The organism is Cupriavidus sp. R6-3 (assembly GCF_059772245.1).
In genome coordinates, this window is the sequence record NZ_JCBAJO010000026.1 from 22,489 (window position 1) to 38,897 (window position 16,409).

Sequence of the window (16,409 nt, forward strand, 5' to 3'; positions counted from 1 at the left end):
GCTGTCGGGACGGGTGGCCTCCGCCCGTCCCTGCTACCACCGGGCCGTGACGGCCCATCGCTCTTTTAAGGAAAAATCATGCAGAACCAGAAGATCCGTATCCGCCTGAAGGCTTTCGACTATCGCCTGATCGACCAGTCGGCCGCCGAAATCGTGGATACCGCCAAGCGCACCGGCGCGATCGTCAAGGGCCCGGTTCCCCTGCCGACCCGCATCGAGCGCTTCGACATCCTGCGTTCGCCGCACGTGAACAAGACCAGCCGCGATCAGTTCGAGATCCGCACCCATCAGCGTCTGCTGGACATCGTCGACCCGTCGGAAAAGACCGTCGACGCGCTGATGAAGCTGGACCTGCCGGCTGGCGTGGACGTCGAGATCAAGGTGTAATCGATCCGACGAGACCGGCCGCCCCGCGCGGCCGCTCTGCAGTGGAACGGCGAACGCAAGTTCGCCGTTTTCCTTTTTCGGCGCCGGAACGCCGAAATAGCGACGTATCAACCACGTTGCAACAGCAAAACCCCCATTTGCTGAACCCCTTGCCAGATTGCAGTTGCCCTTTCCAGGAGGCTGCGATATAGTGTAAGGCTACCCATCTATCTATGGGTATTGGGCTGGCCGTTTTGGCCGCGCGCCGTCTCTTTTGCGCAAGCCCCCGACACCAGAAACACTCAACACGTTTCGTGTATCAATCAGCCCCGGCCAATCGCAGCCGGGAATGGAGCAAACCATGAGCCTTGGCCTTGTAGGTCGCAAGGTTGGCATGACCCGTATTTTCACGGACGACGGTGAAGCAATTCCCGTGACCGTGATCGAGGTCGGCGACAACCGCGTGACGCAAATCAAGACGGACGAGACCGACGGTTATACCGCGGTGCAAGTCACCTTCGGCGCCCGGCGCGCAAGCCGCGTCACCAAGCCGCTGGCGGGTCATCTCGCCAAAGCCGGTGTGGAAGCGGGCGAAGTCATCAAAGAATTCCGCGTGGATGCAGCCAAGGCTGCCGAGCTGCAAGCCGGCGGCACGCTGTCGGTCGACCTGTTCGCGGTCGGCCAGAAGATCGACGTGCAGGGCGTGACGATCGGTAAGGGCTACGCCGGTACCATCAAGCGCTACCACTTCGCGTCGGGCCGTGCCACGCACGGTAACTCGCGTTCGCACAACGTGCCGGGTTCGATCGGTATGGCGCAGGATCCGGGCCGTGTGTTCCCGGGCAAGCGCATGACCGGCCACCTCGGTGACGTCACGCGTACCGTCCAAAACCTGGTCATCGCCAAGATCGACGCAGAGCGCAAGCTGCTGCTGGTCAAGGGCGCGATCCCGGGTTCGAAGGGCGGCAAAGTCATCGTTACCCCGGCCGTCAAGGCCAAAGCTGCGGCTTAAGGAGCGGACACATGGAACTTAAGCTCCTCCAGGACAACGGCCAGATCGGTGCAGGCGTCTCCGCCTCGCCCGAAGTCTTCGGCCGCGATTACAACGAAGCTCTGGTTCACCAGATCGTCGTCGCTTACCAGGCCAACGCGCGTAGCGGCAACCGGAAGCAGAAGGACCGCGAAGAGGTCAAGCACACCACGAAGAAGCCGTGGCGTCAGAAGGGTACGGGCCGTGCTCGTGCCGGTATGTCCTCGTCGCCGCTGTGGCGCGGGGGCGGCCGTATCTTCCCGAACTCGCCGGAAGAGAACTTCAGCCAGAAGGTCAACAAGAAGATGTTCCGTGCCGGCATGCGCTCGATCTATTCGCAGCTGGCCCGGGAAGGTCGTATCAACGTGGTGGAGGGTTTCTCCGTCGACGCGCCCAAGACCAAGCTGCTGGCCGACAAGTTCAAGGCCATGGGTCTGGACTCGGTGCTGATCATCACCGACAACCTCGACGAAAACCTCTACCTGGCTTCGCGCAACCTGCCGCACGTGGCGGTTGTCGAGCCGCGCTACGCCGATCCGCTGTCGCTCGTGCACTACAAGAAGGTGCTGGTGACCAAGGCGGCCGTCGCGCAGATCGAGGAGTTGCTCAAATGACGCAAGTAGCCAAGAACGATCATCGTTTGATGCAGGTGCTGCTCGCGCCGGTGGTTTCCGAAAAGGCAACCCTGGTCGCCGACAAGAACGAACAAGTGGTGTTCGAAGTCGCTCGCGACGCCAACAAGGCGGAAGTGAAGGCGGCGGTCGAACTGCTGTTCAAGGTCGAGGTGCAGTCCGTTCAGATCCTGAACCAGAAGGGCAAGCAAAAGCGTTTCGGTCGCTTCATGGGTCGTCGCAACCATGTGAAGAAGGCCTACGTGTCGCTGAAGCCGGGTCAGGAAATCAATTTTGAAGCGGAGGCCAAGTAATCATGGCACTCGTCAAGACCAAGCCGACTTCCCCGGGTCGCCGCTCGATGGTGAAGGTTGTCAACCGCAACCTGCACAAGGGCGAACCGTACGCGCCGCTGCTGGAAAAGCAATTCCAGAAGTCGGGCCGTAACAACAATGGCCACATCACCACCCGTCACAAGGGCGGTGGCCACAAGCATCACTACCGTGTGGTCGACTTCAAGCGCAACGACAAGGACGGCATCCCCGCCAAGGTCGAGCGCCTGGAATACGATCCGAACCGCAGCGCCAACATCGCGCTGGTGCTGTTCGCCGACGGCGAGCGCCGCTACATCATCGCCACCAAGGGCATGGTTGCCGGCCAGCAGCTGATGAACGGCGCCGAAGCCCCGATCAAGGCCGGCAACAACCTGCCGATCCGCAACATCCCGGTCGGTACCACGATCAACAACGTGGAAATGCTGCCGGGCAAGGGCGCCCAGATCGCGCGTGCCGCCGGCGGTTCCGCCGTGCTGCTGGCTCGCGAAGGCGTCTACGCCCAGGTGCGTCTGCGCTCCGGTGAAGTGCGCCGCGTGCATATCGAATGCCGCGCCACCATCGGTGAAGTGGGCAACGAAGAGCACAGCCTGCGCGTGATCGGCAAGGCCGGCGCGACGCGCTGGCGCGGTATTCGCCCGACCGTCCGCGGCGTGGTGATGAACCCGATCGACCACCCGCACGGTGGTGGTGAAGGCCGTACCGCTGCTGGTCGCGATCCTGTGTCGCCGTGGGGCACCCCGACCAAGGGTTACCGCACCCGCAGCAACAAGCGCACTGCCAGCATGATCGTGCAGCGCCGCCACAAGCGTTAATCGGTAGGTAGGAGCTAAACACATGACTCGTTCTGCAAAAAAGGGTCCTTTCTGTGACGCCCACCTGCTGAAGAAGGTGGAAACGGCTGTCAGCGGCAAGGACAAGAAACCCATCAAGACGTGGTCGCGCCGCTCGACCATTCTGCCGGAGTTCATCGGCCTGACGATCGCCGTCCACAACGGCCGTCAACACGTGCCGGTGTACGTCACGGAAAACATGGTCGGCCACAAGCTCGGTGAATTTGCGCTGACGCGCACGTTCAAGGGCCACGCGGCTGACAAGAAAGCGAAGAGGTAAGGTGCCATCATGGAAGTGAAAGCGATTCATCGCGGTGCCCGCATCTCCGCCCAGAAGACGCGCCTGGTCGCCGACCAGATCCGTGGTCTGCCGATCGAGCGCGCGCTCAACATCCTGGCGTTCAGCCCGAAGAAGGCCGCCGGGATCGTGAAGAAGGTGGTCGAATCGGCCATCGCCAACGCCGAGCACAACGAAGGCGCCGACATCGACGAGCTGAAGGTCAAATCGATCTACGTCGACAAGGCAACCTCGCTCAAGCGCTTCACCGCACGGGCAAAGGGCCGCGGCAACCGCATCGAGAAACAAACCTGTCACATCACTGTGACGCTCGGCAACTAAGGAGTCACGATGGGACAGAAGATTCATCCGACTGGCTTCCGTCTGGCCGTCAGCCGTAACTGGGCTTCGCGTTGGTACGCCAACAACACGAAGTTCGCCGGCATGCTGAAGGAAGACATCGAAGTTCGCGACTTTCTGAAGAAGAAGCTCAAGAACGCTTCGGTGGGCCGCGTCGTCATCGAGCGCCCCGCCCGCAATGCCCGTCTCACCATCTACAGCTCGCGTCCGGGCGTGGTGATCGGCAAGAAGGGTGAGGACATCGAACTGCTGAAGGCCGAGCTGCAGCGTCGCATGGGCGTGCCCGTGCACGTGAACATCGAGGAAATCCGCAAGCCGGAAACCGATGCTCAGCTGATCGCCGACTCGATCACCCAGCAGCTCGAGCGCCGCATCATGTTCCGCCGCGCGATGAAGCGCGCGATGCAGAACGCGATGCGCCTGGGCGCCCAGGGCATCAAGATCATGAGCTCGGGCCGTCTGAACGGTATCGAAATCGCACGTACCGAGTGGTACCGCGAGGGCCGCGTGCCCCTGCATACCCTGCGTGCCGACATCGACTACGGCTTCTCCGAAGCGGAAACCACCTACGGCATCATCGGTGTCAAGGTGTGGGTCTACAAGGGTGATCACCTCGGCCGCAACGACGCGCCGGTGGTGGAAGAGCCGCAAGACGAACGTCGTCGTCGCCCGGGTCGTCCGGACGGTCGCCGTCGTGACGGTGAAGGCCGTCCGGGTGGCAACCGCCGCGGTGGCGCTGGTGCCGGTCGCCGCGCTGCGCCTGGCGCAGACGCGAAGAGTGGAGAATAACGATGCTGCAACCGAAGCGCAGAAAATATCGCAAGGAGCAGAAAGGCCGCAACACGGGTAAGGCTACCCGTGGCAACGCCGTGTCTTTCGGCGAATTCGGCCTGAAGGCAATGGGCCGTGGCCGTCTGACGGCTCGTCAGATCGAGTCGGCACGTCGTGCGATGACCCGCCACATCAAGCGTGGCGGCCGCATCTGGATCCGGATCTTCCCGGACAAGCCGATCTCGAAGAAGCCCGCCGAAGTCCGTATGGGTAACGGCAAGGGCAATCCGGAATACTACGTGGCTGAAATCCAGCCGGGCAAGATGCTGTACGAAATGGATGGCGTGAGCGAAGAGCTGGCGCGTGAGGCGTTCCGCCTCGCGGCGGCCAAGCTGCCGATCGCGACCAATTTCGTGGTGCGCCAGGTCGGGACGTAAGGAGAGCAGGGATGAAAGCATCCGAACTTCGCGGCAAGGACGCCGCAGGCCTGAACCAAGAGCTCTCCGAGCTCCTGAAGGCCCAATTTAGCCTGCGCATGCAAAAGGCCACCCAACAGCTGCAGAACACCAGCCAGCTGAAGAAGGTGCGCAAGGACATCGCGCGGGTGCATACCGTGCTGAACGAAAAGGCGAACTCGAAATGACTGAAACTGCACAAACGGAATCGTCGCTTCGCCGTACCCTGGTCGGCCGCGTGGTAAGCGACAAGATGGACAAGACCGTGACGGTCCTGGTCGAAAACCGTGTCAAGCACCCGCTGTATGGCAAGTACGTGCTGCGCTCGAAGAAGTACAAGGCGCATGACGAAGCCAACCAGTACAAGGAAGGCGACAAGGTCGAGATCCAGGAAGGCCGTCCGATCTCGCGGACCAAGTCCTGGGTCGTTTCCCGGCTGGTCGAAGCAGCGCGCGTCATCTAAGAACCAACAGGTTCTCGGTTGACTTGCAGGTCCAGGGTTATGTGCTATAATCCTGGACTTCCGCTTTATTGCGGCCGTCTCTTGTAACACCACCCGGGCGGTCCGTTAAAGCGAACCCCAGGCCTAGCGGCTCCTGACTTGTCACATCGTTCAGACCGCCTGGCACACCGACTTCAAGTTGATCAACCCAAACGGTGACTGGCGCAATGCCGGTGGCCGACGGGACCAAGACTGACCGGCGGGCGTACCTTTTTCGTGGGCCCGGTGGATTAAGTTGGGAAGACAAACACCATGATTCAGACAGAAAGCCGGCTCGAAGTGGCCGATAACACGGGTGCGCGCGAAGTGCTGTGCATCAAAGTGCTGGGTGGGTCCAAGCGCCGCTATGCGAGCGTAGGCGACATCATCAAGGTGACCGTCAAGGACGCAGCGCCGCGCGGTCGCGTGAAGAAGGGCGATATCTACAACGCCGTCGTGGTCCGCACCGCCAAGGGCGTGCGCCGCGCGGACGGTTCGCTCGTCAAGTTCGACGGCAATGCCGCTGTCCTGCTGAACAACAAGCTCGAGCCGATCGGCACCCGTATCTTCGGGCCGGTGACTCGTGAACTCCGTACCGAGCGCTTCATGAAGATCGTGTCGCTCGCACCGGAAGTGCTGTAAGGAGCCGCCATGAACAAGATTCGCAAAGGCGACGAGGTCATCGTCCTGACCGGCAAGGACAAGGGCAAGCGCGGCAAGGTCCAGGCCGTGCTGGGCGACAAGGTCGCCGTCGAGGGCGTGAACGTCGCGAAGAAGCACGCACGTCCGAACCCGATGCTGGGCACGACCGGTGGCGTGATCGACAAGGTCATGCCCCTGCATATTTCCAACGTTGCGCTCGTGGATGCCAATGGCAAGCCGTCGCGCGTCGGCATCAAGCTGGTGGAAGGCAAGCGCGTGCGCGTGCTCAAGACCACCGGCGCCGTCGTCGCCGCTTGATTCTGGGCACGGATAGGAGTTGAGCATGGCAGCACGTCTGCAAGAGCAGTACAAAGAACAGGTCGTTCCGGCCCTGATGAAGAAGTTCGGCTACAAGTCGGTCATGGAGGTGCCCCGCATCACCAAGATCACGCTGAACATGGGTCTGGGCGAAGCCATCAATGACAAGAAGGTCATCGAACTGGCAGTGGGCGACCTGACCAAGATCGCTGGTCAGAAGCCGGTCGTGACGAAGGCCCGCAAGGCCATCGCCGGCTTCAAGATTCGCCAGGGCTATCCCATCGGTGCGATGGTGACCCTGCGTGGCGAACGGATGTGGGAATTCCTCGACCGTTTCGTCACCGTGGCCCTGCCGCGCGTGCGCGATTTCCGTGGTGTGTCCGGCAAGTCGTTCGACGGCCGTGGCAACTACAACATCGGTGTGAAAGAGCAGATCATCTTCCCCGAAATCGAGTACGACAAGATCGACGCGCTGCGCGGTCTGAACATCAGCATCACGACGACGGCGAAGAATGACGAGGAAGCCAAGGAGCTCCTCGCCGCATTCAAGTTCCCGTTCCGCAATTAAGGGGTAACCGTGGCTAAATTGGCTCTGATTGAACGTGAGAAGAAGCGCGCGAAGCTCGCGGCGAAGTACGCCGAGAAGCGCGCTGCCCTCAAGGCCATTATCGACGACCAAGCGAAGTCGGAAGAAGAGCGTTACGAAGCGCGCCTGGAGCTGCAACAGCTGCCGCGCAACGCCAATCCGACCCGCCAGCGCAATCGCTGCGCGATCACCGGTCGTCCCCGCGGTACCTTCCGCAAGTTTGGCCTGGCGCGTAACAAGATCCGCGAGATCGCCTTCAAGGGCGAAATTCCGGGTCTGACGAAAGCCAGCTGGTAATTACGCACAGGCTACAGGAGAAACAGTATGAGCATGAGCGATCCTATCGCCGATATGCTGACGCGCATCCGCAACGCCCAGGGCGTGCAGAAGGCGTCGGTTGTCATGCCGTCGTCGAAGCTGAAAGTGGCGATCGCCAAGGTCCTGAAGGACGAAGGCTATATCGACGACTACGCTGTCGCCGAGGAAGGCGGCAAGGCACAACTGACCATCGGTCTGAAGTACTACGCCGGCCGTCCGGTGATCGAGCGCATCGAACGCGTGTCGAAGCCCGGTCTGCGCGTGTACAAAGGCCGCAGCGAAATCCCGCAAGTGATGAACGGCCTGGGCGTCGCGATCATCTCGACCCCCAAGGGTCTGATGACCGATCGCGCGGCACGTGCCACGGGCGTGGGCGGCGAAGTCATCTGCTACGTCGCGTAAGGAGTAACCATGTCCCGTGTAGGTAAGGCTCCCATCGCGCTGCCGAAAGGCGCGGAAGTGAATGTGGCGGCCGGCGTGCTCACCGTCAAGGGCCCGCTCGGTACGCTGTCCCAGCCGATTCACAGCCTGGTCAAGGTCAACGTCGAGAACGACACGCTGACCTTCGCCGCCGCTGACGAATCGCGCGAAGCAAACGCTCTGCAGGGCACCATGCGTGCTCTGGTGGCCAATATGGTCAAGGGCGTGACCACCGGTTTCGAGCGCAAGCTGACCCTGGTAGGCGTGGGCTATCGTGCCCAGCTGCAAGGCGCTGCGCTGAAGCTCCAGCTTGGTTTCTCGCACGACGTGATCCATGAGATGCCGGAAGGCGTGAAGGCGGAAACGCCGACGCAGACCGAGATCATCATCAAGGGTGCGGACAAGCAGAAAGTCGGTCAGGTTGCCGCGGAAGTCCGCGCGTACCGTCCGCCCGAGCCCTACAAGGGCAAGGGTGTTCGCTACGCAGACGAGCGCGTCATCCTGAAGGAAACCAAGAAGAAGTAAGGGGTGCAGTGATGAACAAGAAAGACGCTCGTTTGCGCCGTGCACGTCAGACCCGCGCCAAGATTGCCGAGCTGAAGGTCAATCGTCTGACTGTGTTCCGTACGAATACGCATATTTACGCTCAGGTCTACTCGCCGTGCGGCACCCAGGTGGTGGCGTCGGCTTCGACCGTCGAAGCAGAAGTGCGCAAGGAACTGGCCGGCAGCGGTGCCACCACCGCTGCTGCCACCGTGGTCGGCAAGCGCATCGCCGAGAAGGCGAAGGCTGCCGGCGTGGAAACCGTCGCGTTCGATCGCGCCGGCTTCCGCTTCCACGGTCGCGTGAAGGCCCTGGCTGACGCTGCCCGCGAAGCCGGCCTCAAGTTCTAAGCGCTTAAGAGAGATACGTCATGGCAAAGATGCAAGCAAAAGTCCAGCAGGACGAACGCGACGACGGCCTCCGCGAGAAGATGATCTCGGTCAACCGCGTCACCAAGGTGGTGAAGGGCGGCCGGATCCTCGGTTTCGCTGCGCTGACCGTGGTCGGTGACGGCGATGGCCGCATCGGCATGGGCAAGGGCAAGGCGAAGGAAGTGCCGGTGGCCGTGCAGAAGGCAATGGACGAAGCCCGTCGCAAGATGGTCAAGGTCCCGCTGAAGAACGGCACGCTGCAGCACGAAGTCGTTGGCAAGCACGGCGCCGCCAAGGTGCTGATGATGCCGGCGAAGGAAGGTACCGGCGTGATCGCCGGCGGCCCGATGCGCGCGATCTTCGAGGTGATGGGCGTGACCAACGTGGTCACCAAGTCGCACGGCTCGACCAACCCGTACAACATGGTTCGCGCCACGCTGGACGGTCTGCAGAAGATGAGCACGCCGGGCGAAATCGCCGCCAAGCGTGGCAAGTCTGTCGAAGACATCCTCGGTTAAGGCAGGTGAACGAAATGTCGCAGAAAACCGTAAAAGTGCAACTCGTGCGCAGCCTGATCGGCACGCGCGAGGATCATCGCGCCACCGTTCGTGGTCTTGGCCTGCGCCGCCTCAACTCGGTGTCGGAATTGCAGGATACGCCGGCCGTGCGCGGCATGATCAACAAGGTCTCGTACCTGGTGAAGGTCATCGGCTGAGCCTGGGCCAAGATCGGGATATGGAGAGCAATATGCAACTGAACAACCTGAAACCGGCCGCCGGTTCGAAGCACGCCAAGCGTCGCGTCGGCCGCGGTATCGGCTCCGGCCTGGGCAAGACCGCCGGTCGCGGTCACAAGGGTCAGAAGTCGCGTTCGGGCGGCTTCCACAAGGTGGGCTTCGAAGGCGGCCAGATGCCGCTGTACCGTCGTCTGCCGAAGCGCGGCTTCACGTCGCTGACCAAGGCGTTCACCGCCGAAGTCACGCTGCGTGATCTGGAGCGCCTGGAAGCGGCCGAAGTCGACCTGCTGGTTCTGAAGCAGGCCGGTCTGGTCAGCGACCTGGTCAAGAGCGCCAAGGTCATCAAGGCCGGCGAGCTGACCCGCAAGGTGACGATCAAGGGTCTGGGCGCCACCGCTGGCGCCAAGGCAGCGATCGAAGCCGCGGGCGGTCAGATCGCGGAGTAAGTAAGCAGATTTCGCAGCATAGGCGAGTCACAAGTCGGAGCATCGTTTGGCCACGGCGAAACCCAATGCAAGCGCACAGGCCAGGAACACGGCGAAGTACGGCGATCTCAAGCGCCGGCTGATGTTCCTGGTGCTGGCCCTGATCGTCTACCGCATCGGTGCGCATATTCCGGTGCCGGGAATCGATCCGGAGCAACTGGCGCAGCTGTTCCAGAGTCAGTCGGGTGGCATCCTCGGGATGTTCAACCTGTTCTCGGGAGGCGCGCTGTCGCGCTTCACCGTGTTCGCGCTCGGCATCATGCCGTACATCTCGGCGTCGATCATCATGCAGTTGCTGACGATCGTGCTGCCGCAGCTGGAATCGCTGAAGAAGGAAGGGCAGGCCGGACAGCGGAAGATCACCCAGTACACCCGTTACGGGACCGTGCTGCTGGCGACCTTCCAGGCGTTCTCGATCGCGGTCGCGCTCGAGTCGCAACCGGGCCTGGTGATCGACCCCGGCATGATGTTCCGCGCTACCGCGGTGATCACGCTGGTGACCGGCACGATGTTCCTGATGTGGCTGGGTGAGCAGATCACCGAGCGCGGACTGGGCAACGGCATCTCGATCATCATCTTCGGCGGTATCGCGGCGGGCTTGCCCAATGCGATCGGCGGGCTGTTCGAACTGGTTCGTACCGGCTCGATGAGCATCATCGCGGCGATCTTCATCGTGGCGATCGTGATCGCGGTGACATTCGCGGTGGTGTTCGTCGAACGCGGCCAGCGCAAGATCCTGGTGAACTATGCCAAGCGTCAGGTCGGCAACAAGGTGTACGGCGGCCAGTCGTCGCACCTGCCGCTGAAGCTGAACATGGCAGGGGTGATTCCGCCGATCTTCGCATCGTCGATCATCCTGTTCCCGGCGACGATCGCGGGCTGGTTCACGTCGGATTCGACCGGCGCCGTGGGCAGGTTCATCAAGGACCTGGCCGCGACCCTGTCGCCCGGCCAACCGGTGTACATCCTGCTCTATGCTGCGGCAATCGTGTTCTTCTGCTTCTTCTATACGGCGTTGGTGTACAACAGCCGGGAAGTCGCGGACAACCTGAAGAAAAGCGGTGCCTTCATTCCGGGCATCCGTCCTGGCGAGCAGACGACGCGCTATATCGACAAGATTCTGGTGCGACTGACGCTGGCTGGTGCGATCTACATCACACTGGTCTGCCTGTTGCCGGAATTCCTGGTGCTGCGCTGGAACGTGCCGTTCTATTTCGGCGGAACTTCGCTGCTGATCATCGTGGTCGTCACGATGGACTTCATGGCCCAGGTTCAGTCCTATGTCATGTCGCAGCAGTATGAGTCGTTGCTGAAGAAGGCCAATTTCAAAGGTAACCTGACTTTGCGCTGAGCCGGGTCAGGACAGGCTAGGTATGGCTAAAGACGACGTCATCCAGATGCAGGGTGAGGTAATCGAAAACCTGCCCAATGCGACCTTCAGGGTGAAGCTGGAAAATGGCCATGTCGTACTGGGCCATATCTCCGGGAAGATGCGGATGCACTACATCCGCATTCTGCCGGGGGACAAAGTTACGGTCGAATTGACGCCATACGATCTGTCACGCGCGCGCATCGTCTTCCGGACGAAGTGAGCCGAAACAGGAATTGAAGGAAGAGGAAAATCATGAAAGTGCTGGCTTCTGTTAAGCGCATTTGCCGCAACTGCAAAGTTATCAAGCGCAACGGTGTCGTGCGCGTGATCTGCTCGTCGGATCCCCGCCACAAGCAACGCCAAGGCTAATCGTAAAGAGGATTGACGAATGGCACGTATCGCAGGGGTTAACATCCCGAATCACAAGCATACCGAGATCGGCCTGACGGCGATTTACGGTATCGGCCGCTCGCGCGCTCGCAAGATTTGCGAGGCCACTGGCGTTCCTTTTGACAAGAAGGTCAAGGATCTGACCGACGCCGACCTGGAAAAGCTTCGTGACGAAGTGGGCAAGGTCACGGTCGAGGGTGACCTGCGTCGTGAAACCACGATGAACATCAAGCGTCTGATGGACCTTGGTTGCTATCGTGGCCTGCGTCACCGCCGCGGCCTGCCGCTGCGTGGCCAGCGCACCCGCACCAACGCCCGTACCCGCAAGGGTCCGCGTAAGGCCGGCGTGGCTCTGAAGAAGTAACGCCCAAGGCAGAGGAAGATAACTAATGGCAAAAGGTCCGAACAACGCCGCCCAGCGCGCGCGTAAGAAGGTCAAGAAGAACGTCGCCGACGGCATCGCGCACGTCCACGCCTCGTTCAACAACACGATCATCACGATCACCGACCGTCAGGGCAATGCCCTTTCGTGGGCGACCTCGGGTGGCCAGGGCTTCAAGGGTTCGCGCAAGTCGACCCCGTTCGCAGCCCAGGTTGCTGCCGAGAACGCCGGCCGCGTCGCGCAAGACCAGGGCATCAAGAACCTGGAAGTGCGCATCAAGGGCCCGGGCCCGGGTCGTGAATCGGCTGTGCGCGCGCTGAACGCGCTGGGCATCAAGATCGCCGTGATCGAAGATGTCACGCCGGTGCCGCACAACGGCTGCCGTCCGCCGAAGCGCCGCCGTATCTAAGCGCCAGGCATCGCCGGACCCGCGTCGGATTTTCCGGGCGCGGGTCCTGTCGTTCTTGTTGTGATAGAATGCCGCGTTTTGTCGGCGAGGCATCCGCGCCAGCGGGTGCTGCCGGACAGATCGTCGGAATTCCGTGCGAATTCATTGTGTGGCGCGCAGCCGTTCGGCCGCGCGCGTTGGATAAGCCCACCGTTCGCCGTCACCGTCCCTCAAGGCGGATGCAGCAGGCGGACTCGCGGCGCGTCGATCCTGGCGCCGCGATCGAATCAGTAAGGAAGATAAAGTGGCACGTTATACCGGCCCGAAGGCCAAACTTTCCCGCCGTGAAGGCACCGACCTGTTCCTGAAGAGCGCGCGCCGCTCGCTCGCCGACAAGTGCAAGCTGGACAGCAAGCCGGGCCAGCACGGCCGTACCTCGGGCGCCCGTACCTCCGACTACGGCACCCAGCTGCGTGAAAAGCAGAAGGTCAAGCGCATCTACGGCGTGCTCGAGCGCCAGTTCCGCCGCTACTTTGCCGAGGCCGACCGCCGCAAGGGCAATACCGGCGAAAACCTGCTCCAGCTGCTGGAAACCCGCCTGGACAACGTCGTGTACCGGATGGGCTTCGGCTCGACCCGTGCCGAAGCGCGCCAGCTGGTGTCGCACAAGGCGATCCTGGTCAACGGCCAGACCCTGAACGTGCCGTCGGCGCAGATCAAGGTCGGCGACGTGGTGTCGATCCGCGAACAGGCCAAGAAGCAGGCTCGTATCGCCGAGTCGCTGTCGCTGGCCGAGCAGTCGGGTTTCCCGAGCTGGGTGGCCGTCGATGCCAAGAAGTTCGAAGGCACGTTCAAGCAAGTGCCGGATCGCGCCGATATCTCGGGCGACATCAACGAGAGCCTGATCGTCGAATTGTATTCGCGTTAATCGCCCGGACCCGTTCGCCTACAACGGCCGCGGCTTGCGATTTCTCGTCGAGCTCCATCTTCAGCCCGGCGCGCTTCGGCGCGCCGGGCTTATTGCCCATCGTACGATGGGTTTTTTCGGGTTCCAGAACTCAGCCTTATCGGTGTAACGAGCCGAGGGTATTGAAAAGGACAACCTAATGCAAACAGCACTCCTCAAGCCAAAAATCATCGCCGTCGAGCCGCTGGGCGATCATCACGCCAAAGTCGTGATGGAGCCGTTCGAGCGCGGCTACGGCCATACGCTCGGTAACGCCCTGCGTCGCGTGCTGCTGTCGTCGATGGTCGGCTATGCCCCGACCGAAGTGACGATCGCTGGGGTGGTCCACGAATATTCCACCATCGACGGCGTGCAGGAAGACGTCGTCAACCTGCTGCTGAACCTGAAGGGCGTCGTCTTCAAGCTGCACAACCGCGACGAAGTCACGGTGTCGCTGCGCAAGGAAGGCGAAGGCGTGGTGACGGCCGCCGATATCGAGCTGCCGCACGATGTCGAGATCATCAATCCCGGCCACGTGATCGCCCATCTGTCGGCCGGCGGCAAGCTGGACATGCAGATCAAGGTCGAACAGGGCCGCGGCTATGTGCCGGGCAACGTTCGCAAGTTCGGCGACGAGTCGAACAAGGTGATCGGCCGCATCGTGCTGGACGCCTCGTTCTCGCCGGTGCGCCGCGTCTCGTACGCGGTCGAGTCGGCCCGTGTCGAGCAGCGTACCGACCTGGACAAGCTGGTGATGAACATCGAAACCGACGGCGTGATCTCGCCCGAGGAAGCGATCCGTCAATCGGCCCGCATCCTGGTCGACCAGCTGTCCGTATTCGCGGCGCTGGAAGGCACCGAGTCGTCGGCGGAAGCCGCTTCGAGCCGCGCGCCGCAGATCGATCCGATCCTGCTGCGTCCGGTCGACGACCTGGAGCTGACGGTGCGCTCGGCCAACTGCCTGAAGGCCGAGAACATCTACTACATCGGCGACCTGATCCAGCGTACCGAGAACGAGCTGCTGAAGACCCCGAACCTGGGTCGCAAGTCGCTCAACGAGATCAAGGAAGTCCTCGCTTCGCGTGGCCTGACGCTCGGCATGAAGCTCGAGAACTGGCCGCCCGCCGGCCTGGAGAAGTAATCTGCGCGGCGGGCGCCAGCCGGCGTCCGCTGCCAGTCCCTGCCGCCCGGCCAGCGATGGCCAGGCGGCGCAAACCGACTACCGGCCCGCGCCGGCGCGCTCCCGACGGGAATGCGCTGGCGATAGAAGAGCTGGTCAAACACTGATCTAGAAAGGAATCATCATGCGTCACCGTCATGGTTTGCGGAAACTGAACCGCACCTCGTCGCACCGTCTCGCGATGCTGCGCAACATGTCCAACTCGCTGTTCCAGCACGAGCTGATCAAGACCACGCTGCCGAAGGCCAAGGAACTGCGCAAGGTCGTCGAGCCGCTGATCACGCTGGCCAAGAAGGACACCGTCGCCAACCGCCGTCTGGCTTTCGCCCGCCTGCGCGACCGCGACATGGTCACGAAGCTGTTCAACGAACTGGGCCCGCGCTACGCCACCCGTCCGGGCGGCTACACCCGCATCCTCAAGTTCGGCTTCCGTCAGGGCGACAACGCGCCGATGGCGCTGGTCGAGCTGGTCGATCGTCCCGAAGTGACCGAGGCCCCGGCCGAGGAAGCTGCGGAGTAAGACCTTCGCCCCTTCGCCGATCCGACGCGGCGGCCGCCACGGGCGCTGCGGATTGGCGAACCGCTTACAATCGAGCCAGGCAATTGCCTGGCTCTTTTGTTTTTGGGCCGGCGTCATGCAGGAGCGATATCGATGGACGCATCGCAGGTATTGGTGGTGATCACCACGCTGCCGGACGAGGACAGTGCCGCCGCGCTGACCCGCGCGCTGCTGGAGGCCCGGGTGGCGGCGTGCGTGAACCGTTTGCCGGCATGCGAGTCGCAGTACTGGTGGCAAGGGGCGGTCGAGACGGCGCGCGAATTGCCGCTGCTGATCAAGACCACGCGGGCGCGCTACGACGCGCTCGAAGCCGTCATCCGCCAGCACCATCCCTACGATGTGCCCGAGATCGTCGCGCTGCCGGTCGCAGCGGGCCTGCCGGCCTATCTCGACTGGGTACGCGAGCAGACGGCAGGGCCGGACGGCGGCGCGTGAGCCGGCCGCAGGACAGGTCAGGGAAAGACGCGGCGGGACGCCGCCGAACGTAGAGAGATAGGGCAACCGCATAACGCAGGCGTATAGCGCAACCGCATAGTGCAACCGCATGGCGCAACGACCTGGCGCTGCGGCATAGCGCAAACGCAAAGCGCAACGACACAGCGCAACGACATAACGAATAACAGCAGGAACCGACGATGGGCAGCAGCTTGGGGTCGATGGACATGGTCACGGGGCAGGGCGCTCAGCGCTCGCAGCATTCGCAGGGCCTGCGAAGCTGGCAAGGCTGGCAAGCCTGGCAATCGCTGGCCGCGATCGCCCTGGCGATGCTCGCCGTTTGCCTGTGCCTCGGCGCCGGCCCGGCCCGCGCGGCCGACCAGGACGACTTCCTGCCGCCGGAGCAGGCCTTCCGCTTCGCCGCGCGCACCATCGACCCGCGCACCGTCGAGGTCCGCTTCGATGTCGCGCCGGGCTACTACCTCTACCGCGAACGCTTCGCCTTCGCCGCGCAACCGGCGCAGGTCAAGCTCGGCGCGCCCGACCTGCCCGCCGGCAAGGTCAAGTTCGACGAGACCTTCGGCAAGGAGATGGAGACCTACCGCGACACGGTGACGATCCGCGTGCCGGTCGAGTCCGCGCCGGCCGACGGCAAATGGACGCTGATCGTGACCTCGCAGGGCTGCGCCGACAAGGGCCTGTGCTATCCGCCGATGGAGAGCGTGTACGAGGTTGGCGGCGCCGGCATCGGCGCGCTGCTCGGCGGCCGCTCCAATGCGACGCCGGCCAACGCGACATCAACCAACGCGACGCCGGCCAACG

The 16,409-nt window shown here is 62.5% G+C and carries 31 protein-coding genes; all 31 read left to right on the forward strand.

From position 1 onward, the window contains the following. Positions 1–78: 78 nt before the first annotated feature. The gene (rpsJ, locus tag AC6EI8_RS07410; RefSeq protein ID WP_006576248.1) at positions 79–387 is read left to right on the forward strand and encodes a 30S ribosomal protein S10; all 309 of its coding nucleotides are present in this window, start codon (positions 79–81) and stop codon (positions 385–387) included. Between the two features lie 340 nt (positions 388–727). Further along, positions 728–1,378, forward strand: a complete 651-nt coding sequence (gene rplC / locus AC6EI8_RS07415; RefSeq protein ID WP_006576247.1) for a 50S ribosomal protein L3 — start codon at positions 728–730, stop codon at positions 1,376–1,378. Between the two features lie 11 nt (positions 1,379–1,389). Further along, positions 1,390–2,010, forward strand: a complete 621-nt coding sequence (rplD, locus tag AC6EI8_RS07420; protein ID WP_498381624.1) for a 50S ribosomal protein L4 — start codon at positions 1,390–1,392, stop codon at positions 2,008–2,010. Continuing rightward, positions 2,007–2,321, forward strand: a complete 315-nt coding sequence (rplW, locus tag AC6EI8_RS07425; protein WP_006576245.1) for a 50S ribosomal protein L23 — start codon at positions 2,007–2,009, stop codon at positions 2,319–2,321. The genes rplD and rplW overlap by 4 nt, the downstream gene beginning before the upstream one ends. A gap of 2 nt (positions 2,322–2,323) precedes the next feature. Further along, complete coding sequence (gene rplB / locus AC6EI8_RS07430) at positions 2,324–3,154, forward strand: 50S ribosomal protein L2 (protein ID WP_149319746.1); 831 nt, start codon at positions 2,324–2,326, stop codon at positions 3,152–3,154. 22 nt (positions 3,155–3,176) lie between these two features. Next, on the forward strand, positions 3,177–3,452 hold the full coding sequence (rpsS, locus tag AC6EI8_RS07435; RefSeq protein ID WP_006576244.1) for a 30S ribosomal protein S19: 276 nt from the start codon (positions 3,177–3,179) through the stop codon (positions 3,450–3,452). 9 nt (positions 3,453–3,461) lie between these two features. Next, positions 3,462–3,791: a 50S ribosomal protein L22 gene (gene rplV, locus AC6EI8_RS07440; protein ID WP_061956552.1), complete on the forward strand. Its 330-nt coding sequence runs from the start codon at positions 3,462–3,464 to the stop codon at positions 3,789–3,791. Between the two features lie 9 nt (positions 3,792–3,800). Next, complete coding sequence (gene rpsC, locus AC6EI8_RS07445) at positions 3,801–4,598, forward strand: 30S ribosomal protein S3 (RefSeq protein WP_023264853.1); 798 nt, start codon at positions 3,801–3,803, stop codon at positions 4,596–4,598. Positions 4,599–4,600: 2 nt separating this feature from the next. Next, positions 4,601–5,017 (forward strand): 50S ribosomal protein L16, encoded by a 417-nt coding sequence (gene rplP, locus AC6EI8_RS07450; protein WP_006576240.1) that lies wholly within the window; start codon positions 4,601–4,603, stop codon positions 5,015–5,017. An 11-nt stretch (positions 5,018–5,028) separates the two neighbouring features. After that, positions 5,029–5,223: a 50S ribosomal protein L29 gene (rpmC, locus tag AC6EI8_RS07455; protein ID WP_006576239.1), complete on the forward strand. Its 195-nt coding sequence runs from the start codon at positions 5,029–5,031 to the stop codon at positions 5,221–5,223. Continuing rightward, a complete protein-coding gene (gene rpsQ / locus AC6EI8_RS07460) occupies positions 5,220–5,498 on the forward strand; it encodes a 30S ribosomal protein S17 (RefSeq protein ID WP_149319745.1) in 279 nt (92 codons plus the stop codon). Before rpmC ends, rpsQ begins: the two co-directional genes overlap by 4 nt. A gap of 291 nt (positions 5,499–5,789) precedes the next feature. After that, positions 5,790–6,158, forward strand: a complete 369-nt coding sequence (rplN, locus tag AC6EI8_RS07465) for a 50S ribosomal protein L14 (RefSeq protein ID WP_006576237.1) — start codon at positions 5,790–5,792, stop codon at positions 6,156–6,158. Between the two features lie 9 nt (positions 6,159–6,167). Then, positions 6,168–6,476 (forward strand): 50S ribosomal protein L24, encoded by a 309-nt coding sequence (rplX, locus tag AC6EI8_RS07470; protein WP_006576236.1) that lies wholly within the window; start codon positions 6,168–6,170, stop codon positions 6,474–6,476. A gap of 25 nt (positions 6,477–6,501) precedes the next feature. Beyond that, the gene (gene rplE / locus AC6EI8_RS07475) at positions 6,502–7,044 is read left to right on the forward strand and encodes a 50S ribosomal protein L5 (RefSeq protein WP_006576235.1); all 543 of its coding nucleotides are present in this window, start codon (positions 6,502–6,504) and stop codon (positions 7,042–7,044) included. Between the two features lie 9 nt (positions 7,045–7,053). Then, a complete protein-coding gene (rpsN, locus tag AC6EI8_RS07480; protein ID WP_006576234.1) occupies positions 7,054–7,359 on the forward strand; it encodes a 30S ribosomal protein S14 in 306 nt (101 codons plus the stop codon). Positions 7,360–7,386: 27 nt separating this feature from the next. Further along, positions 7,387–7,782, forward strand: coding sequence for a 30S ribosomal protein S8 (rpsH, locus tag AC6EI8_RS07485; protein ID WP_006576233.1), 396 nt, complete (start codon positions 7,387–7,389; stop codon positions 7,780–7,782). 9 nt (positions 7,783–7,791) lie between these two features. Beyond that, positions 7,792–8,325 (forward strand): 50S ribosomal protein L6, encoded by a 534-nt coding sequence (gene rplF / locus AC6EI8_RS07490; RefSeq protein ID WP_149319744.1) that lies wholly within the window; start codon positions 7,792–7,794, stop codon positions 8,323–8,325. An 11-nt stretch (positions 8,326–8,336) separates the two neighbouring features. Beyond that, complete coding sequence (rplR, locus tag AC6EI8_RS07495) at positions 8,337–8,693, forward strand: 50S ribosomal protein L18 (protein ID WP_149319743.1); 357 nt, start codon at positions 8,337–8,339, stop codon at positions 8,691–8,693. A 20-nt stretch (positions 8,694–8,713) separates the two neighbouring features. Then, positions 8,714–9,232, forward strand: coding sequence for a 30S ribosomal protein S5 (gene rpsE / locus AC6EI8_RS07500; RefSeq protein WP_006576230.1), 519 nt, complete (start codon positions 8,714–8,716; stop codon positions 9,230–9,232). A gap of 14 nt (positions 9,233–9,246) precedes the next feature. After that, positions 9,247–9,429 carry a 50S ribosomal protein L30 gene (rpmD, locus tag AC6EI8_RS07505; protein ID WP_006576229.1) on the forward strand — a complete coding sequence of 61 codons (183 nt, stop codon included), beginning with the start codon at positions 9,247–9,249 and terminating at the stop codon, positions 9,427–9,429. A 32-nt stretch (positions 9,430–9,461) separates the two neighbouring features. Beyond that, complete coding sequence (gene rplO / locus AC6EI8_RS07510; protein WP_006576228.1) at positions 9,462–9,896, forward strand: 50S ribosomal protein L15; 435 nt, start codon at positions 9,462–9,464, stop codon at positions 9,894–9,896. A gap of 46 nt (positions 9,897–9,942) precedes the next feature. After that, complete coding sequence (secY, locus tag AC6EI8_RS07515; RefSeq protein WP_149319742.1) at positions 9,943–11,286, forward strand: preprotein translocase subunit SecY; 1,344 nt, start codon at positions 9,943–9,945, stop codon at positions 11,284–11,286. Between the two features lie 22 nt (positions 11,287–11,308). Then, entirely contained in the window at positions 11,309–11,527 is a 219-nt protein-coding gene (infA, locus tag AC6EI8_RS07520) for a translation initiation factor IF-1 (protein WP_006577442.1), read from the forward strand. A 32-nt stretch (positions 11,528–11,559) separates the two neighbouring features. After that, positions 11,560–11,676, forward strand: coding sequence for a 50S ribosomal protein L36 (gene rpmJ, locus AC6EI8_RS07525; protein WP_006160433.1), 117 nt, complete (start codon positions 11,560–11,562; stop codon positions 11,674–11,676). 19 nt (positions 11,677–11,695) lie between these two features. After that, on the forward strand, positions 11,696–12,061 hold the full coding sequence (gene rpsM / locus AC6EI8_RS07530) for a 30S ribosomal protein S13 (RefSeq protein WP_006577443.1): 366 nt from the start codon (positions 11,696–11,698) through the stop codon (positions 12,059–12,061). 25 nt (positions 12,062–12,086) lie between these two features. Beyond that, entirely contained in the window at positions 12,087–12,488 is a 402-nt protein-coding gene (rpsK, locus tag AC6EI8_RS07535) for a 30S ribosomal protein S11 (protein WP_023264857.1), read from the forward strand. Between the two features lie 283 nt (positions 12,489–12,771). Then, positions 12,772–13,395, forward strand: a complete 624-nt coding sequence (rpsD, locus tag AC6EI8_RS07540) for a 30S ribosomal protein S4 (protein ID WP_006577444.1) — start codon at positions 12,772–12,774, stop codon at positions 13,393–13,395. A gap of 178 nt (positions 13,396–13,573) precedes the next feature. Beyond that, complete coding sequence (locus AC6EI8_RS07545) at positions 13,574–14,554, forward strand: DNA-directed RNA polymerase subunit alpha (RefSeq protein WP_149319741.1); 981 nt, start codon at positions 13,574–13,576, stop codon at positions 14,552–14,554. A 163-nt stretch (positions 14,555–14,717) separates the two neighbouring features. Then, entirely contained in the window at positions 14,718–15,113 is a 396-nt protein-coding gene (rplQ, locus tag AC6EI8_RS07550) for a 50S ribosomal protein L17 (protein WP_006577446.1), read from the forward strand. 132 nt (positions 15,114–15,245) lie between these two features. Then, a complete protein-coding gene (gene cutA, locus AC6EI8_RS07555; protein ID WP_149319740.1) occupies positions 15,246–15,587 on the forward strand; it encodes a divalent-cation tolerance protein CutA in 342 nt (113 codons plus the stop codon). Positions 15,588–15,916: 329 nt separating this feature from the next. After that, a partial coding sequence (locus AC6EI8_RS07560; RefSeq protein ID WP_498381631.1) for a protein-disulfide reductase DsbD N-terminal domain-containing protein occupies positions 15,917–16,409 on the forward strand: 493 nt, incomplete at its 3' end.

Bases quoted from the DNA above. Each gene is read 5' to 3' on its own strand.
- rpsJ (WP_006576248.1), top strand. From the start codon at position 79: ATGCAGAACCAGAAGATCCGTATCCGCCTGAAGGCTTTCGACTATCGC.
- rplC (WP_006576247.1), top strand. From the start codon at position 728: ATGAGCCTTGGCCTTGTAGGTCGCAAGGTTGGCATGACCCGTATTTTC.
- rplD (WP_498381624.1), top strand. From the start codon at position 1,390: ATGGAACTTAAGCTCCTCCAGGACAACGGCCAGATCGGTGCAGGCGTC.
- rplW (WP_006576245.1), top strand. From the start codon at position 2,007: ATGACGCAAGTAGCCAAGAACGATCATCGTTTGATGCAGGTGCTGCTC.
- rplB (WP_149319746.1), top strand. From the start codon at position 2,324: ATGGCACTCGTCAAGACCAAGCCGACTTCCCCGGGTCGCCGCTCGATG.
- rpsS (WP_006576244.1), top strand. From the start codon at position 3,177: ATGACTCGTTCTGCAAAAAAGGGTCCTTTCTGTGACGCCCACCTGCTG.
- rplV (WP_061956552.1), top strand. From the start codon at position 3,462: ATGGAAGTGAAAGCGATTCATCGCGGTGCCCGCATCTCCGCCCAGAAG.
- rpsC (WP_023264853.1), top strand. From the start codon at position 3,801: ATGGGACAGAAGATTCATCCGACTGGCTTCCGTCTGGCCGTCAGCCGT.
- rplP (WP_006576240.1), top strand. From the start codon at position 4,601: ATGCTGCAACCGAAGCGCAGAAAATATCGCAAGGAGCAGAAAGGCCGC.
- rpmC (WP_006576239.1), top strand. From the start codon at position 5,029: ATGAAAGCATCCGAACTTCGCGGCAAGGACGCCGCAGGCCTGAACCAA.
- rpsQ (WP_149319745.1), top strand. From the start codon at position 5,220: ATGACTGAAACTGCACAAACGGAATCGTCGCTTCGCCGTACCCTGGTC.
- rplN (WP_006576237.1), top strand. From the start codon at position 5,790: ATGATTCAGACAGAAAGCCGGCTCGAAGTGGCCGATAACACGGGTGCG.
- rplX (WP_006576236.1), top strand. From the start codon at position 6,168: ATGAACAAGATTCGCAAAGGCGACGAGGTCATCGTCCTGACCGGCAAG.
- rplE (WP_006576235.1), top strand. From the start codon at position 6,502: ATGGCAGCACGTCTGCAAGAGCAGTACAAAGAACAGGTCGTTCCGGCC.
- rpsH (WP_006576233.1), top strand. From the start codon at position 7,387: ATGAGCATGAGCGATCCTATCGCCGATATGCTGACGCGCATCCGCAAC.
- rplF (WP_149319744.1), top strand. From the start codon at position 7,792: ATGTCCCGTGTAGGTAAGGCTCCCATCGCGCTGCCGAAAGGCGCGGAA.
- rplR (WP_149319743.1), top strand. From the start codon at position 8,337: ATGAACAAGAAAGACGCTCGTTTGCGCCGTGCACGTCAGACCCGCGCC.
- rpsE (WP_006576230.1), top strand. From the start codon at position 8,714: ATGGCAAAGATGCAAGCAAAAGTCCAGCAGGACGAACGCGACGACGGC.
- rpmD (WP_006576229.1), top strand. From the start codon at position 9,247: ATGTCGCAGAAAACCGTAAAAGTGCAACTCGTGCGCAGCCTGATCGGC.
- rplO (WP_006576228.1), top strand. From the start codon at position 9,462: ATGCAACTGAACAACCTGAAACCGGCCGCCGGTTCGAAGCACGCCAAG.
- infA (WP_006577442.1), top strand. From the start codon at position 11,309: ATGGCTAAAGACGACGTCATCCAGATGCAGGGTGAGGTAATCGAAAAC.
- rpmJ (WP_006160433.1), top strand. From the start codon at position 11,560: ATGAAAGTGCTGGCTTCTGTTAAGCGCATTTGCCGCAACTGCAAAGTT.
- rpsM (WP_006577443.1), top strand. From the start codon at position 11,696: ATGGCACGTATCGCAGGGGTTAACATCCCGAATCACAAGCATACCGAG.
- rpsK (WP_023264857.1), top strand. From the start codon at position 12,087: ATGGCAAAAGGTCCGAACAACGCCGCCCAGCGCGCGCGTAAGAAGGTC.
- AC6EI8_RS07545 (WP_149319741.1), top strand. From the start codon at position 13,574: ATGCAAACAGCACTCCTCAAGCCAAAAATCATCGCCGTCGAGCCGCTG.
- rplQ (WP_006577446.1), top strand. From the start codon at position 14,718: ATGCGTCACCGTCATGGTTTGCGGAAACTGAACCGCACCTCGTCGCAC.
- cutA (WP_149319740.1), top strand. From the start codon at position 15,246: ATGGACGCATCGCAGGTATTGGTGGTGATCACCACGCTGCCGGACGAG.